Raw genomic sequence first — 14,751 nt, forward strand, 5'->3', positions numbered from 1 at the left:
AGCAGTGCCCTGAAGGTACTTTCGATGGATATCTTATGGCGAGTTTTTCACCCGGATCATCCTCATCTGCAATCTCCCTCCACACCTCGTCGCGTTTAACTCAGACTTTCATCAGAGAACTCTCCGGATAAACACCGAAAGACAGCTTTTTCTCTTTACCGGCGAGACGGTATTTTATGCGCCAGTAGCGTTTGCCGGTGGTAGTAACCAGGTAAAAAAGGGCGCGCTCAGTGGGGAGTTTAAAATTCTTCTTTGCAGGCTTTGTGGTTTCGATCTGTCGGGCTGTCAGTTAAACACAATAAGCCTTCTGAAAAGCCCACAATGCAACCTGATTCAGATAGTGTTGAAGTTATTGAAGTCATTGAGGTTTGGAATGTTGGAAAAAGATCTATGACTCTGATAGAAAATGATTTTTTCAGGCTTTGGGAGGGGTGAAGAGAAGTGGAAATGGTGCCCGGACTCGGAATCGAACCAAGGACACGGGGATTTTCAATCCCCTGCTCTACCGACTGAGCTATCCGGGCAACGGGGCGCATTAAACCTTACTGGCTGCGGAGCGTCAATGTCTTTATAGCCAAAAACGCGCTGGTTGCACTCTTTTCCATCAACCCGGCGAAAAAGTAGCAAGTTCTTATGCAGGCGGACTTATTTTATACTGGATACCTTCTACGGCAAAGCAAGCAGGGCGGCTGTATAATGCCACATACCGGGGGCGGAATCGGATGCACTTTGGATGATGCATCAGCCCATTGAACCGCAAAATAAAAAATGCCATGATTGCGGCCTTACTGATGAATACCGTCATCTGCTTCTTGAGGCCGCCGCTATGCAAGGTTCACTGCTGCTCTCCAGCAACTGTTCCCGACATCTCCCGATGCCGCGCGTCTGCCGATCCGCCTGTCACATTCTGTCAAAAAAGAGTCGCACCGTCCGATGAGGTTTTCATACGCTTAACTCATGGCCATGCGTAAAAACAGACGCGATCTGATTTTACTGATGTCTATCGGTTGAAGCCTGCATCTCTGGCTCTTTATCCTCCAGACACCTTTCGCCGGGCGAGGGCTGTTGCCGTTTCCCATTGCTGTGCCTGATGGCACCCACTCATCCTTGCCGCTTAAGGATTTGTGTTATGACACCACTGAAAATTGCAGCCAGCACCACTGTGGCTATTCACCTCCAGACCGGACGCGAAGTCGTTACGCTGGAGAAAACCGATTTTACCGACGTGGCAGCGGTGGTTGTCTCGGTTGCCGACTCCAGATCCGGTATGCTGGCGCTGCTGCGGCATACCGGCTTTAATCTGCCGGTCTTTATTTCGCTGGATTATCCTGAACAGGCGCAAGAGCTGGAGTTGCCAGAGAATGTCGGGCTGCTGACCGGCAACGGGGATGATGCTATCAAGCTGGAAGCTGCCGCGGCGGAATACCAGAGCGAACTCCTGCCGCCGTTTTTCAATACCCTGACCAAATATGTAGCGATGGACAACAGCACGTTTGCCTGTCCGGGCCATCAGGGCGGGGCGTTTTTCAAAAAGCACCCTGCCGGGCGACAGTTTTTTGATTTCTTTGGTGAAAACGTTTTTCGTGCAGATATGTGCAATGCTGACGTGAAGCTCGGCGATCTGCTGATCCATGAAGGCTCGGCCAAGCATGCCCAGAAATTTGCCGCCAAAGTGTTTAACGCGGATAAAACCTATTTCGTGCTGAACGGCACTTCCAGCGCCAACAAAGTGGTAACAAATGCGCTGTTGACGCGCGGCGATCTGGTGCTTTTCGACCGCAATAATCACAAATCTAACCATCATGGCGCACTTATCCAGGCGGGGGCCACGCCGGTTTATCTGGAAACGGCCCGCAACCCGTTTGGCTTTATCGGCGGCATTGATGCCCGCTGCTTTGATGAAGAGTATGTGCGTAATGAAATTAAACAAGTTGCGCCGGAGCGGGCTGATGAAGCACGGCCCTTCCGCCTGGCGGTGATCCAGCTTGGCACTTACGACGGCACGGTTTATAACGCCCGTAAGGTGATTGACAGCATTGGCCATCTTTGCGACTACATCCTGTTTGACTCGGCGTGGGTTGGCTATGAGCAGTTTATTCCGGTGATGGAAGCCTGTTCTCCACTGCTTCTGGAGCTGAAGGAGAGCGACCCGGGCATTTTTGTTACGCAGTCGGTGCACAAGCAGCAGGCTGGCTTCTCGCAGACTTCGCAGATCCACAAAAAAGATAACCATATTCGCGGGCAGCAGCGCTTTTGCAGCCACAAGCGCCTGAACAATGCCTTTATGTTGCACGCCTCAACCAGCCCCTTTTATCCGCTGTTTGCCGCGCTGGACGTTAACGCCAAAATGCATCAGGGAGAAGCGGGCCGCCGCTTGTGGCACGAGTGCGTGACGCTGGGAATTGATGCCCGCAAAGCCATTCTGGCCCGATGCGAAATGATTAAGCCCTTTATTCCTGATGAGGTGGATGGCAAGCCCTGGCAGGAAGCGAAAACCGAAACCATCGCTTCGGATCCCCGCTATTTCAGCTTTGCACCGCGGGCAGACTGGCACGGTTTCGAGGGCTATGAAAAAGATCAGTACCTGATCGATCCCTGCAAGCTACTGCTGACCACACCAGGTATTGATGCTTCTGGCGGAGAGTACGCCTCTTTTGGTATCCCGGCGACGATTCTGGCTAACTACCTGCGTGAAAATGGCGTGGTGCCAGAAAAATGCGACCTCAACTCCATTCTGTTTTTGCTGACGCCGGCAGAGAGCGTGGAAAAAATGGCGTATCTGGTCGGCAAGCTGGCGCAGTTTGAACAGCATGTGAAAGAGGATGCGTTATTGTCTGACGTGCTGCCTACCATTTACCGCAAAAATGCGAAGCGCTATGCAGGCTACAGGCTGCGCCGCCTTTGTCTGGAGATGCATCAGCTCTACGTCAGCTACGGCGTGAAAGATTTGCAGAAAGCGATGTTCCGTCAGGAGAGCCTGCCGAAAGTAGTGATGAACCCGCAGGATGCTAACATTGAGTTTATACGCGGCAACGTCGAGCTGGTGCCCATTGCTAAGGCGGAAGGACGCATCGCTGCTGAAGGCGCGTTGCCTTACCCTCCGGGCGTGCTGTGCGTGGTGCCTGGCGAAGCCTGGGGCGGTGCGGTGCAGCGCTACTTCCTGGCGCTGGAAGAGGGGCTTAATTTGCTGCCGGGCTTCTCGCCTGAGTTGCAGGGCGTGTATGCCGAGGCGGATGAGCAGGGCGTTAAACGGCTCTATGGCTATATGATTAACGAGTAAGCAATGGGGGCCGCACGCGGCCCCTTTTTCAGAGACTACCCGGCGTCTGCGGCTGAAAGCTTTTCATCTTCACGCGCCTGACGCACTATCGCTTTAGCAATCCATTTGCCTATATCCTGCAACTGGTCATTGGAACAGCCCCAGATATCCTTCATCACCAGAAAAATCTCCGAGCCGTAAACCAGCGACAGCGACTGCACCACACGCTCTACCCTTTCTGGCGACATCTCCTGATTCAGCGGCTCCACAACGTGCTGTAATAGCGCTTTACGGTTGCCTCTGACCAGCTTCTCTTTCTCCGGGCGTTCATTAGAGCGGGAGTGCGCCCACTGCGTCAGCGAGAGATGCAGCGCAGCGCGAAGCGTACCTTCATGCTCCAGCATGCGCGGGAAGGCAAAACTCAGCAGTTCATTAATGCGTTCGCTGGCATCTTCTTTAGCAGGGCGCCAGCTTTTGATCGGGCTTAACGTCTCCGTCACAATGGCGGAAACCAGCGCGCTCTGCGTCGGGAAGTAGCGATAGGCTGTGGCTCTGGAAAGCTGTGCCTCCTGAGCCACTTCGGTAATGGATGGAAACGCGCCGCTGTCGAACATTTTCATGGCGGTCTCGATCAGTAAACGACGTGTTCTTGCTCTTGTAGCGGTTAATGTCATAACCCCAGCGGAATCCCTTTGCTCCACAATAACCTCATTTGTCCGGTTAAATCTGCTTGTTGTACAAGCGATTGTCTGATGAAGAACAGGGTTACCGTTGTTAACCCAGTTCGAATCTGGTTACCAAATTCCATCATCAAGCATAGTCAATTTCTCAGTGAGACGCGTATTCCATTCAATTGATTTATCAATAATGAAGGTGATACTGTTATCCAATAACGTTAAAGGAAACGCGTCCTTATACGTTATTTACGTTTTTACTACTGATTTATCAAGTCTTTATTTCGTCTAATAACAGGGTGTTGTTATGGCTATGGGTACAAGTACAGGGTATATCTACGCTGTTGCGACAGCGGATACTAAAGGAAGGGAACTGTTTTACGTCAGAGAGTGCGTGGCCAGAACGGGCGCGGATGTTCTGACAGTTGACCTGTCTACTCAACCAGTTAGCGGTGCTTCAGGCGCAGATTTCCCGCCAGAATTGATCGCTGATTTCCACCCCGAGGGTCGTGAGGCCGTGTTTTGCGGCGACCGGGGTAAAGCTATCGACGCGATGGCGCTGGCATTTAAGATTTTCCTCAGCAATCGTCCCGATTTAGCAGGCGTAATCGGCCTGGGGGGATCGTGCGGCACCGCGCTGATCACACCAGCAATGCAGGCTCTGCCAGTGGGCATCCCCAAAGTGATGGTCTCCACCATGGCTTCGGGCGACGTCTCCGGTTACGTGGGCGCCAGTGATATCAGCCTGCTTTATTCCGTCACGGATGTGGCCGGGCTGAACCGCATCTCCCGTCAGGTCCTGGGGAATGCTGCGCATCAGATAGCGGGAGCCGTGCTCTGGAAGCCGGAACGCAGTGCGGACGATAAGCCTGCGCTGGGGCTGACAATGTTTGGCGTGACAACGCCCTGCATCCAGCAGGTGAGCGCCGCGCTGGAGACCGACTACGATTGCCTGGTTTTTCATGCCACAGGCAGCGGCGGCATGGCGATGGAAAAACTCGCTGGCAGCAAAATGCTCGCCGGCCTGCTGGATCTCACCACTACGGAAGTGTGCGATCTGCTGTTTGATGGCGTACTGGCCTGCGATGAGACGCGTTTCGACGCGATGGCGGCCTCTGGCATACCTTGTGTTATCTCCTGTGGGGCGCTGGATATGGTCAATTTCGGCCATGCTGAGAGCGTGCCGCAAAAATATGCCGACCGACTCTTTTATCACCACAATGCGCAGGTAACGCTGATGCGTACCACGGTGGAGGAGAACGTCAAAATGGCGAAATGGATAGCGGAAAAACTGAACCGGTGTGAAGGGAAAGTGGCCTTCCTGATCCCGGAAGGGGGATTCTCGGCACTCGATGCGCCCGACCAGGTTTTCTGGTCACCGGAAGCGGATAATGCGTTCATTACCACTCTTGAGGCGCATCTTAATCAGACGGCGCGCCGCTTCATTCGCCGTCTCCCTTACAATATCAACGATCCTCAATTTGCGCAGGCTGCGGTCAGGCAGTTTCGCCAGCTTACAGAGCAGGAGTGCTGAGAATGGCTTTTACCCGTCAGGAGATACTGACAAAATTTAACGCGATGATCGCGCGCCGCGAACCGATCATCGGAGGAGGCGCCGGAACAGGGCTCTCCGCAAAATGTGAAGAAGCGGGCGGGATCGATCTGATCGTGATCTACAATTCAGGCCGCTACCGCATGGCAGGGCGTGGGTCGCTGGCGGGCCTGCTGGCCTACGGCAACGCCAATGAGATTGTGGTAGATATGGCGAAAGAAGTGCTGCCGGTAGTGAAAAATACGCCTGTGTTAGCTGGCGTGAACGGTACCGATCCTTTCTGCCAGTTCGACAAATTTCTGGACGATCTGCAGGCCATGGGCTTTTCGGGAGTGCAGAACTTTCCCACAGTCGGGCTGATTGATGGCAACTTCCGCGCTAATCTCGAAGAGACGGGAATGGGATATGGTCTGGAAGTCGAGATGATCGCCCTGGCGCATCAGAAAGGGCTGCTGACTACCCCCTACGTCTTCAACGAGGCGGATGCCATTGCGATGACCAAAGCTGGCGCCGATATCATTGTGCCACATATGGGGCTGACTACCGGTGGCAATATCGGCGCTGAAACCGCTCTGAAATTATCTGACTGTGTGCCGCTGATTAATCAGTGGGCGGCGGCGGCAAAAGCGGTGCGTAAAGAGGTGATTGTGCTCTGCCACGGCGGCCCGATCTCCAGCCCGCAGGATGCGCAATATATTCTGGATAACTGCCCGCAATGTGATGGTTTCTACGGCGCCAGCTCAATGGAGCGCCTGCCGACCGAGACCGCACTCACCGATACCACCCGCCAGTTCAAAAATATCACCCGCTGATACTCTGGCCTTTCCTGAAAATGGCAGCCTGTTCCGGGCTGCCAGCAGAGATGACCGCAAGTTAATCCAAAGAATTTTATCTTGATGGCAACCGACATTATTGCTGTGCGGCATGCGAGGCAGGCATGAAGCGTTACCGGATGAAGAAGACCTCATCCGGTAGATAAAGCACTTAGTAGAGGTGATAGCTCTTCTGCGCGCTGTTCACTTTGTAGAGATAGCGGCGGGATTCAGCCGACGGATGGTTAGAGGTCAGCGTCTGATAGACCTCTGCAGGAGAGAGGTTGTTAATCGTATTGAACGCCCGAGTCTTATCGCTGGAGAAAACCTTGAGTACACTGCCAGCTCCCCCGTTATAGGCGGTAATCACCGCGTAACGGCGTGAAGTCGGGTTGCTGATACCGGCCAGATAGTTGCTCTGCAGGATCGACAGATAAGCCGTACCGGCGTCTATATTATTCTCCGGATCCAGCAGATAGCTGCGGCTCGGTTTGCCCCATTTCCCTTTCATGCGGAATACGTCCACACCGGCGGTGTGCTGCACCACCTGCATCAGCCCCAGCGCATCGGCATGACTCACTGCATAGGGGTTGAAGCTCGATTCAATCTGCATAATCGCCAGGATCAGCGACTGATCGACGTTATATTTCGCAGCGGCTTCGCGTACCATCGGCAGATATTTATGCGCACGCTTATCCAGATGGTTTGGTACCATCGGGATAGTGACTGACCAGATCACGTGCAGACCGACATTGCGGCGCTGAAGTTTATTCTGGATCAGGTAATCTGCGAAGCTGGCTGCACGACCCTGCCAGCGGATCGGCTGTCCGGTGTTATCCAGAACCTGACCATACAGCAGCGGCTCGGTGCCAAGCTTGATATCGTTCGCATCGGAATAGAGATCAACGTTACCCGGGTCTTCGCCGATCAGCAGCGTGGTAATAATGGCCTGACGCAGGCTGGCCATCGGATCGGTTCCGGCGATGGTCTCGATGGTGATCGAACCTGACTCAAAGTTAATGTGGCTGCGCGTGTAATATTGATCGCTGTACTTCACATAATCTTTGGGACCGGCGATCAGCACTTCGTTAATGCCCCAGATATTCTCGATGTTATGGGCAAACTGTCCCATCAGAATATCGAAGCCGTTGGTGTCCTTGACCCACTCTTCGTGGAAAGCCGGTTTTTTATTGCCTGAGCAGGAAATCAGCAGCGGCGCTATTACCAGCAAACCTATCAGTTTCTTATTCATCTTGTCGTGCTTCGCCCACATTGAGAGGGCCTCATCTGTGAGGCCCAACGATTATTCTTCTGGCGGGGTGTAACCTTCGATATGGACGTCATGCCCTTCGAACAGGAACTTAATCATCTCCTGCTCAAGCTGCTTACGATCTTCCGGGTTCATCATGCTGAGTTTCTTCTCATTGATCAGCATGGTCTGCTTGCTCATCCATTGCGACCAGGCTTCTTTAGAGATTTCATTATAAATACGCTTGCCTGTTTCGCCAGGATAGAGCTGGAAATCCTGCCCTTCGGCGTCACGCTGCAGAAACGTGCAAAAAATCATTCGGCTCATTACTCTTCCTCTTCTGTGGCGCGGATGTTCAGCGCTTTCTGTTGTGGCTGACGCAGTTGTTGTAACAGGCGTTCCACCGGAGCGGCCAGCCCAACGGACTGTGGTTGCGCTAAGTTATACCAGAGACCAGCGCCTTCATCCATTGCCGCGCCTGCCGGAGGCAGTTCCAGCCACATCGGAACAATATCCAGGTGGAAATGGCTGAAGGTATGGCGAAACGCGATACCCTGCTGCAAAGCGGCGCTATCGATGCGTTTTTCACTCAACCACTGTTCCAGCTCCGGCTGAGTAGCAAACTGCGGGAAGCAAAACAGCCCACCCCAGAGGCCTACTGGCGGACGCTGCTCCAGCCACACTTCCTGACCCTGCTGCATCATCAGCAGCCAGCCAGTACGCTCTGGCAGCGTCTGTTTCGGCTTCTTACCCGGATAGTTTTCCCAGCTCCCGTTGGCATATGCCAGGCAGGCCAGATTTAACGGGCAGATCTCGCATTTGGGGCGGGAGCGGGTGCAGACAATGGCGCCCAGATCCATCATGGCCTGATTAAACTGGCTGACGCCCTCCGCAGGCGTGACCTCTTCACTGATCTGCCAGAGACGTTTCTCAACGTCTTTCTTACCCGGCCAGCCTCCAACGGCATAACAGCGAGCCAGCACACGCTTAACGTTGCCGTCGAGAATAGGGTAATGCTGTCCCAGCGAAAGAGAGAGAATGGCGCCAGCGGTTGAGCGGCCAACCCCTGGCAAATCGGCTACTTCGGCAAAAGTCTGCGGAAAGACCCCGTTATGCTTATCGGCCACCATTTTAGCGGCTTTGTGCAGATTGCGCGCGCGGGCGTAGTACCCCAGCCCGGTCCAGAGATGCAGGACTTCATCCAGCGGAGCAGCTGCCAGATCGGTAACCGTGGGGAAACGCGCCATAAAACGCTCGAAGTAGGGGATCACGGTCGCCACCTGCGTCTGTTGCAGCATCACTTCCGAAAGCCAGACTTTATAGGGCGTTTTTTCCAGCTGCCAGGGCAGCGTTTTGCGGCCAAAGCGTTGATACCAGTCCAGTACCTGCCGGGAGAACTGCGGCGCTTGCATCATGGTAAAGAAATATCCTGGAGAATAAAAAATCAGGCTGGGATTCCAGCACAGACCAACTATGCTGTAAACCGGAAGTTGCCGGAGCTTGCTTAACCGCTGTAACTTTGCATAATGCCCCCTTTCCAGAGATTCCAGAGCAGCAGGCAGAAACATGAAGAATGATGTCATTTCTCCGGAGTTTGATGAAAACGGTCGCCCGATGCGCCGTATTCGCAGCTTCGTTCGTCGTCAGGGCCGCCTGACAAAAGGCCAGCAGCACGCGCTGGATAATTACTGGCCAGTGATGGGCGTGGAATATCAGCCTGAGGCGGTGGACCTGGTGGGCCTGTTTGGGCGTGAAGCCCCTGTGGTGCTGGAAATCGGCTTCGGCATGGGGGCCTCGCTGGTGACCATGGCTGAAAGCAATCCCCAGCAAAACTTCCTGGGAATTGAAGTACACTCGCCGGGCGTGGGCGCCTGCCTGAGCAGCGCGCATGAGGCTGGTGTGGAGAATCTCCGCGTGATGTGCCACGATGCCGTCGACGTGCTGGATAAGATGATCCCGGATAATTCGCTGCGCATGGTGCAGCTCTTCTTCCCGGACCCGTGGCATAAAGCGCGTCACAACAAGCGCCGTATCGTTCAGGTGCCCTTTGCCGAACTGGTGATGCGCAAGCTGAAGCTGGGCGGCGTGTTCCATATGGCTACCGACTGGGAAGCCTACGCCGAACATATGCTGGAAGTGATGAGCAGCATCGCGGGCTATAAAAACCAGTCCGAAACGCAAAATTACGTGCCGCGTCCCGAGTCGCGTCCGTTAACGAAATTTGAACAGCGTGGCCAGCGTCTTGGTCACGGTGTTTGGGATCTGATGTTTGAGAGGATTAAATAATGGCTACCCAACGCAGTCGTCGTTTGCGTAAAAAAATGCATATCGATGAGTTTCAGGAATTAGGCTTTTCCATCGGCTTCGGCTTCCCGGAAGGCACCAACGAAGAAACCATCGACAAAACCGTTGATGCACTGATTGAAGAAGTGATCGATCCTAACGGCCTGGCGTTTGACGGCAGCGGCTACCTGCAGTGGGAAGGGTTGATCTGCCTGCAGCAGACCGGTAAATGCACTGACGAGCATCGTGAGCTGGTGCGCAAGTGGCTGGAAGATCGCAAGCTGAATAACATTCAGGTGACCGAACTTTTCGATGTCTGGTGGGACTAAGTAGTATCCCGCTTAACATCCCGAAGGATGTGGGAAACGATTTTGGGGCCACGCATGCGTGGCCTTTTCACTTTCAGGAGAATGCAAATGCGTAAAGCGATGATGGTAGGTGCGTTGTTACTGGCTGCGGGCCAGGCTCAGGCAGACTATCAATGTAGCGTGAAACCTCAGGATGATATCGTGCTCTCTCCGCAAAGCGTGCAGGTTGTCGGTGCCAGCGGCAATCTGACTATCACGCCGACGGGAGATGTGCAGCGCAACGGAAAAGCCGCGACGGTGGATACTGCAACGCGGCAGAAAGCCATTGATTATCAGACTGCGCTACGACGTGATTTGCCCTGGATCGATCAGGGCGCGCGTCAGCGTCTGGAGAAAGGCCGCGTGGCGCTGGATAAAGTGATCGTAGAAAAACTGGGCCAGGATAGTAACGTGCGTAACCGCCTGACCTCGCTTGACACGCAGCTTAAGCAGCAGATGAACCGCATTATTGAACATCGCGACGACGGACTGACGTTCCACCATCAGGCCATCGACCAGGTTCGCCAGGACGGCGAGCGTCTGGTGCAGAACGCGATGGGCGGTGTGGTGCAGGACAGCCTGAACGAGATGGGCAGCAAGCAGGCCGGCAACGGCAGCAATCCTTTGCAGGCAATCATGGGGAATCTGGGCGGCTTGCAGCAATCTATTCAGGCCGAATGGAAAAATCAGGAGCAGGATTTCCAGAATTTTGGACATGAAGTCTGTAACCGCGTGACCACGCTGGAAGAGCAGCGCAAGGCGATGATTGCCGGACTGAAATAAGTGAAAAGGCCGGATATCCGGCCTTTTATAAGTTATTCACTCTTTATATATAGGAAAAAGTAACGAGTTACAGTAATAAAACACCGATATAATTATTAACTTTTGATGGGCTTTCTAATATAGAGCATCTTTTTAAAGATGCTAACGCGTAAATTTAACTTTGCTATAGTGTAATTTTATTTATCTGTCTTTAAGTTTATGTTATTTTTTTGCCAGTATTAGTAATATGATTACAACAAAAAATCATTCTTTAATAACTTACATCTAAAAATTATTAAATAAAATGACATACCTTATTTGTTAATAAAATTCAGTAATATTGATAAATAGTGATGTATTAGTAAGAAAATACTTAAAAATGCAAGGGGTGATGAATTTCATACGCTTACTTAAATCTTTAAGATGGCCACTTTTACAAACCATAAAATAATTCCTACAAGTGCAGGAACAAGGTGCGTCCAGATGATTCGGTTGTTAATACTATCGATTTTCCCACTTATGCGACTTTCAGTAAGCGACAGCTGATGTGTCAGATCCGCTTTAGTGACGAAATTTTCTGAGCGGGTTGTAAGAATGGCCAGATCAAGCTTGATCTGATGAGTATCTGCTTCGAGCTTCTCTACTCTTTTAATGAGATCATTCATAGTTCCACCACCATCTCCGCCTTTTTTGTCACTATTACCGGAAGCTGGAAATAGTGAAACGACCTTTTCATCCTTGACTTCCATTGTGTTTATCCTTTTACTGCTTTTTTATCAGCATACCATTTAATGGCATTAGCAGCTTTGTAATGAATAATAAAGCCGCAGTTCATACAATGTACAGAGTATTGCATATTAGAATAAGTTAGAGTGCGATCAGCATCAATTTTCGAATAGGTAACATAGTTAACGAAATTCTCAGCTCCAAACTCTGCAATTTCATTCTCGTCCGGAGAGGCGTAAGGAATGAATTTATCTCCTTCCATGACCAGGTCAGTGGACTCTGGTACCACCAAATCAACTGAACCACAAGAAAGGCAAATTTGTGAAGCACCTCGCTCAATTAAAAACTCTGAAAATAATTGAGGAGTGATCTCTTTGAGGGCAATTTCAACTTTTAAAGCATGCTTTTTGATATAGTTATCAGCAGCATTATTAATGGATTTATCTTCATCACTCATTATTATAATCCAATTATCAATGGTTATACACTGTCTGGCATTCTACTCTATTATGATGGCAGTGCGAAAAAATTTTGTTTCAGTTATATCATGCTTTGTTTCCCGTACCCAGTAATGCCTTCAGGCGTGTAAGTACTGGCTCGATTGTTTGTTTGGAAAATATATCAAAATGTACTAAAGAAGGTGAACAGCTTTCAAGGACGACAATCATGAGAGTAAGCTTTATTGCACTAATTACATCAAAGCTGTTTTGGTGCTTTAAAGTAATAAACGCCTTAAGATAACTTTAAGGCGCTTTCACGTGGGCAGATTGTACCCAACTTATCACTCTTCGGCCAGGAACAGCTCCAGCAGCGAATTCAAAAACAGTTTGCCTTTCTCTGTTACCTGCCAGCTTTCCGCTGTTTCGATCAAATAGCCCTGGCTGAGTGCTTCTTCGATCTGCGGCCGGATAACGCTTTCCGTAAGACCGGTATAAAGCTGAAACTCTTCGCGCGGCGCGGCTTCCAGCAGGCGGAAACGGTTCATAAAGAATTCGAACGGCTTTTCACTGTCGCTGACTTCATGGCGGCGATCCAGATAATTTCCTGCCATAAACCCACGAGGATGGCGCGTTTTGCTGGTGCGGATAATCCGCCCGTCAGCCTGCGTCAGCTTACCGTGCGCACCGCAGCCAATGCCCAGATAGTCTCCGAAGCGCCAGTAGTTAAGATTATGTTCGCAGCGGTAGCCGGGTTTTGCGTAGGCAGAGGTTTCGTACTGCACGTAGCCTGCCGCTGTCAGCAACTGGTCACCCTGCTCGAAAATATCCCACAGCGCATCGTCATCCGGCAGAACCGGCGGACGAGAGGCAAACAGCGTGTTCGGCTCAATAGTAAGCTGATACCAGGAGAGATGCGGCGGATCCAGCGCAATGGCCTGGCGCAGGTCATCCAGCGCCTCTTCCAGCGACTGATCCGGCAGCCCGTGCATCAAATCCAGATTAAAGCTGCGCAGGTTCAGGTCAGTGGCAAGCCCGGCTGCACGCCTGGCTTCTTCCGGCCCGTGAATGCGTCCCAGACGCGCCAGTTTCTTCTCGCTGAAGCTCTGCACCCCTATCGAGATACGGTTGATACCGGCACGCTGGTAGCCGCTGAAGCGGTCCGCTTCCACGGTGCCGGGGTTGGCTTCCATGGTGATTTCAGCGGTCGGGGAGAGCGGCAAACGAGCACGAACGCCATCCAGCAACATCTGCATCGCTTCACTGCTTAACAGACTTGGCGTACCGCCGCCGATGAAAATGGTGCTGACTTCACGTCCTGCGGCCAGCGGCAGGTCAGCGTCCAGGTCCGCCAGCAAATGCCGCACATACTCCTCGTGCGGCACTTCGCCTTTCAGCGCGTGGGAGTTGAAGTCGCAGTAGGGGCACTTCTGCACGCACCAGGGAATATGAATATAGAGACTTAACGGAGGCAGCTTACGCATTACGCATCGCTTCCAGCAGCAGCGTCATCGCTTTACCCCGATGGGAAACGGCATGCTTCTCCGCTTTGGTCAGCTCCGCTGCCGTTTTGCCCAGTGCCGGAACAAAGAAAATCGGATCGTAACCAAAGCCGCCAACGCCCGCAGCAGCACGGGTAATTTCACCCTGCCAGCTGCCATGGAATACCAACGGGGTGGGGTCCTCAGCATGACGCAGATAGACCAGCACGCAGTGGAATTCAGCCTGACGAGCGCCGTCCGGCACGTTTTCCAGCGCTGCGAGCAGCTTAAGCAGATTCTGCTGGTCGCTGGCCTCTTCGCCCGCGTAGCGTGCGGAGTAGATCCCCGGCGCGCCGCCCAGCGCATCTACCGCCAGCCCGGAGTCATCGGCAATTGCCGGCAAGCCGGTTACCGCCGCAGCGTGACGCGCTTTCAGGATCGCGTTTTCAATAAATGTCAGGCCGGTCTCTTCGGCTGACTCCACGCCCAGTTCCGTTTGCGCCACAATGTCGAGGCCAAAGGTGGCCAGCAAATCGGCCATTTCACGAACTTTGCCGGGATTCCCGGTGGCGAGCACAACTTTTTGCATATCAGGTCCAAAGTTTTTCAAATTACAGCAGATACCAGAGGCCAGGGAACAGATCCATGCCCAGGTAGTTCAACATATAGAGGATCAGGATCACCACCATCGCGGAGAAATCGATCCCGCCCATAGCGGGCAGTATACGGCGGATGGGGGCCATCAGCGGTTCGGTCAGCTGGATTAACACATGGTCTATCGGGCCGCGGCCCTGGCTGATCCAGCTCATCAGTGAGCGGATAATGATCACCCAGAACACCAGATAACCAACGGATTTGACCAGCGAGAGCAGGCCAACCAGCAGGTTCATCGGGTCCACGGAGAAGGCGCCCACCTGGATTAACAGTAAAATCGGGTATTTCAACGTAGTCAGCACAAACGCCAGCAGCAGCGGCGCAGTATCGACCGGGCCAATGGAAGGGAGGATCCGCCGCAGCGGTTTGAGCACCGGCTGAGTAATTTTTACGATAAATTGTGACAGTGGATTATAGAAATCACAGCGCGACCACTGCATCCAGATACGTAACAGCAGTACCATTACGTAGAGGTCGATCAGGGTCTTGACCAGAAAAGTCAACGTCAGCATGGG

The 14,751-nt window shown here is 52.5% G+C and carries 16 protein-coding genes and 1 tRNA gene; 6 read left to right on the plus strand and 11 right to left on the minus strand.

Annotated features, from left to right (window positions below):
- Positions 1-100: 100 nt before the first annotated feature.
- Entirely contained in the window at positions 101-289 is a 189-nt protein-coding gene (locus SD961_RS21695) for an Arm DNA-binding domain-containing protein (protein WP_412916660.1), read from the minus strand.
- Positions 290-448: 159 nt separating this feature from the next.
- Positions 449-524 (minus strand) — tRNA-Phe (locus tag SD961_RS06505).
- 605 nt (positions 525-1,129) lie between these two features.
- Here SD961_RS06505 and SD961_RS06510 point away from each other — a divergent pair.
- Positions 1,130-3,280 carry an ornithine decarboxylase gene (locus tag SD961_RS06510; protein WP_318789582.1) on the plus strand — a complete coding sequence of 717 codons (2,151 nt, stop codon included), beginning with the start codon at positions 1,130-1,132 and terminating at the stop codon, positions 3,278-3,280.
- Between the two features lie 35 nt (positions 3,281-3,315).
- On the opposite strand, the gene SD961_RS06515 is transcribed toward SD961_RS06510, so the two are convergent.
- A complete protein-coding gene (locus SD961_RS06515) occupies positions 3,316-3,933 on the minus strand; it encodes a TetR/AcrR family transcriptional regulator (protein ID WP_318789583.1) in 618 nt (205 codons plus the stop codon).
- Between the two features lie 313 nt (positions 3,934-4,246).
- Here SD961_RS06515 and SD961_RS06520 point away from each other — a divergent pair, with 313 nt between their 5' ends.
- Positions 4,247-5,467 (plus strand): Tm-1-like ATP-binding domain-containing protein, encoded by a 1,221-nt coding sequence (locus SD961_RS06520; protein WP_318789771.1) that lies wholly within the window; start codon positions 4,247-4,249, stop codon positions 5,465-5,467.
- Positions 5,468-5,469: 2 nt separating this feature from the next.
- Positions 5,470-6,297, plus strand: a complete 828-nt coding sequence (locus SD961_RS06525; RefSeq protein ID WP_318789584.1) for a phosphoenolpyruvate hydrolase family protein — start codon at positions 5,470-5,472, stop codon at positions 6,295-6,297.
- A 172-nt stretch (positions 6,298-6,469) separates the two neighbouring features.
- Here SD961_RS06525 and mltC read toward each other — a convergent pair whose 3' ends face one another.
- From mltC to mutY, 3 genes are read right to left on the minus strand one after another with little or no spacing between them, the layout of a single operon-like run.
- Positions 6,470-7,549 carry a membrane-bound lytic murein transglycosylase MltC gene (mltC, locus tag SD961_RS06530; protein ID WP_318789585.1) on the minus strand — a complete coding sequence of 360 codons (1,080 nt, stop codon included), beginning with the start codon at positions 7,547-7,549 and terminating at the stop codon, positions 6,470-6,472.
- Between the two features lie 51 nt (positions 7,550-7,600).
- Positions 7,601-7,873: an oxidative damage protection protein gene (locus SD961_RS06535; protein ID WP_306210659.1), complete on the minus strand. Its 273-nt coding sequence runs from the start codon at positions 7,871-7,873 to the stop codon at positions 7,601-7,603.
- Complete coding sequence (gene mutY, locus SD961_RS06540) at positions 7,873-8,961, minus strand: A/G-specific adenine glycosylase (RefSeq protein WP_318789586.1); 1,089 nt, start codon at positions 8,959-8,961, stop codon at positions 7,873-7,875. Before mutY ends, SD961_RS06535 begins: the two co-directional genes overlap by 1 nt.
- A 151-nt stretch (positions 8,962-9,112) precedes the next feature.
- Between mutY and trmB the strand changes: the two genes are divergently transcribed.
- The 3 genes from trmB to SD961_RS06555 all read left to right on the plus strand — a co-directional run bounded on the left by trmB (position 9,113) and on the right by SD961_RS06555 (position 10,959).
- On the plus strand, positions 9,113-9,832 hold the full coding sequence (trmB, locus tag SD961_RS06545) for a tRNA (guanosine(46)-N7)-methyltransferase TrmB (protein ID WP_318789587.1): 720 nt from the start codon (positions 9,113-9,115) through the stop codon (positions 9,830-9,832).
- A complete protein-coding gene (locus SD961_RS06550) occupies positions 9,832-10,158 on the plus strand; it encodes a YggL family protein (protein ID WP_318789588.1) in 327 nt (108 codons plus the stop codon). Before trmB ends, SD961_RS06550 begins: the two co-directional genes overlap by 1 nt.
- 87 nt (positions 10,159-10,245) lie before the next feature.
- A complete protein-coding gene (locus SD961_RS06555; protein ID WP_318789589.1) occupies positions 10,246-10,959 on the plus strand; it encodes a DUF2884 domain-containing protein in 714 nt (237 codons plus the stop codon).
- Positions 10,960-11,348: 389 nt separating this feature from the next.
- Here the strand turns inward: SD961_RS06555 and SD961_RS06560 are convergent, their stop codons facing one another.
- The 5 genes from SD961_RS06560 to SD961_RS06580 all read right to left on the minus strand — a co-directional run bounded on the left by SD961_RS06560 (position 11,349) and on the right by SD961_RS06580 (position 14,748).
- On the minus strand, positions 11,349-11,687 hold the full coding sequence (locus tag SD961_RS06560) for a hypothetical protein (RefSeq protein WP_318789590.1): 339 nt from the start codon (positions 11,685-11,687) through the stop codon (positions 11,349-11,351).
- A gap of 5 nt (positions 11,688-11,692) precedes the next feature.
- The gene (locus tag SD961_RS06565; RefSeq protein WP_318789591.1) at positions 11,693-12,121 is read right to left on the minus strand and encodes a hypothetical protein; all 429 of its coding nucleotides are present in this window, start codon (positions 12,119-12,121) and stop codon (positions 11,693-11,695) included.
- A 324-nt stretch (positions 12,122-12,445) separates the two neighbouring features.
- Positions 12,446-13,585 (minus strand): radical SAM family heme chaperone HemW, encoded by a 1,140-nt coding sequence (gene hemW, locus SD961_RS06570; protein WP_318789592.1) that lies wholly within the window; start codon positions 13,583-13,585, stop codon positions 12,446-12,448.
- Positions 13,578-14,171, minus strand: a complete 594-nt coding sequence (rdgB, locus tag SD961_RS06575) for an RdgB/HAM1 family non-canonical purine NTP pyrophosphatase (RefSeq protein WP_318789593.1) — start codon at positions 14,169-14,171, stop codon at positions 13,578-13,580. Before rdgB ends, hemW begins: the two co-directional genes overlap by 8 nt.
- A gap of 22 nt (positions 14,172-14,193) precedes the next feature.
- Positions 14,194-14,748: a YggT family protein gene (locus SD961_RS06580; RefSeq protein WP_318789594.1), complete on the minus strand. Its 555-nt coding sequence runs from the start codon at positions 14,746-14,748 to the stop codon at positions 14,194-14,196.
- Positions 14,749-14,751: the final 3 nt, after the last annotated feature.

It is taken from the genome of Erwinia sp. MMLR14_017, from assembly GCF_033657285.1.
Taxonomy (GTDB): domain Bacteria; phylum Pseudomonadota; class Gammaproteobacteria; order Enterobacterales; family Enterobacteriaceae; genus Erwinia.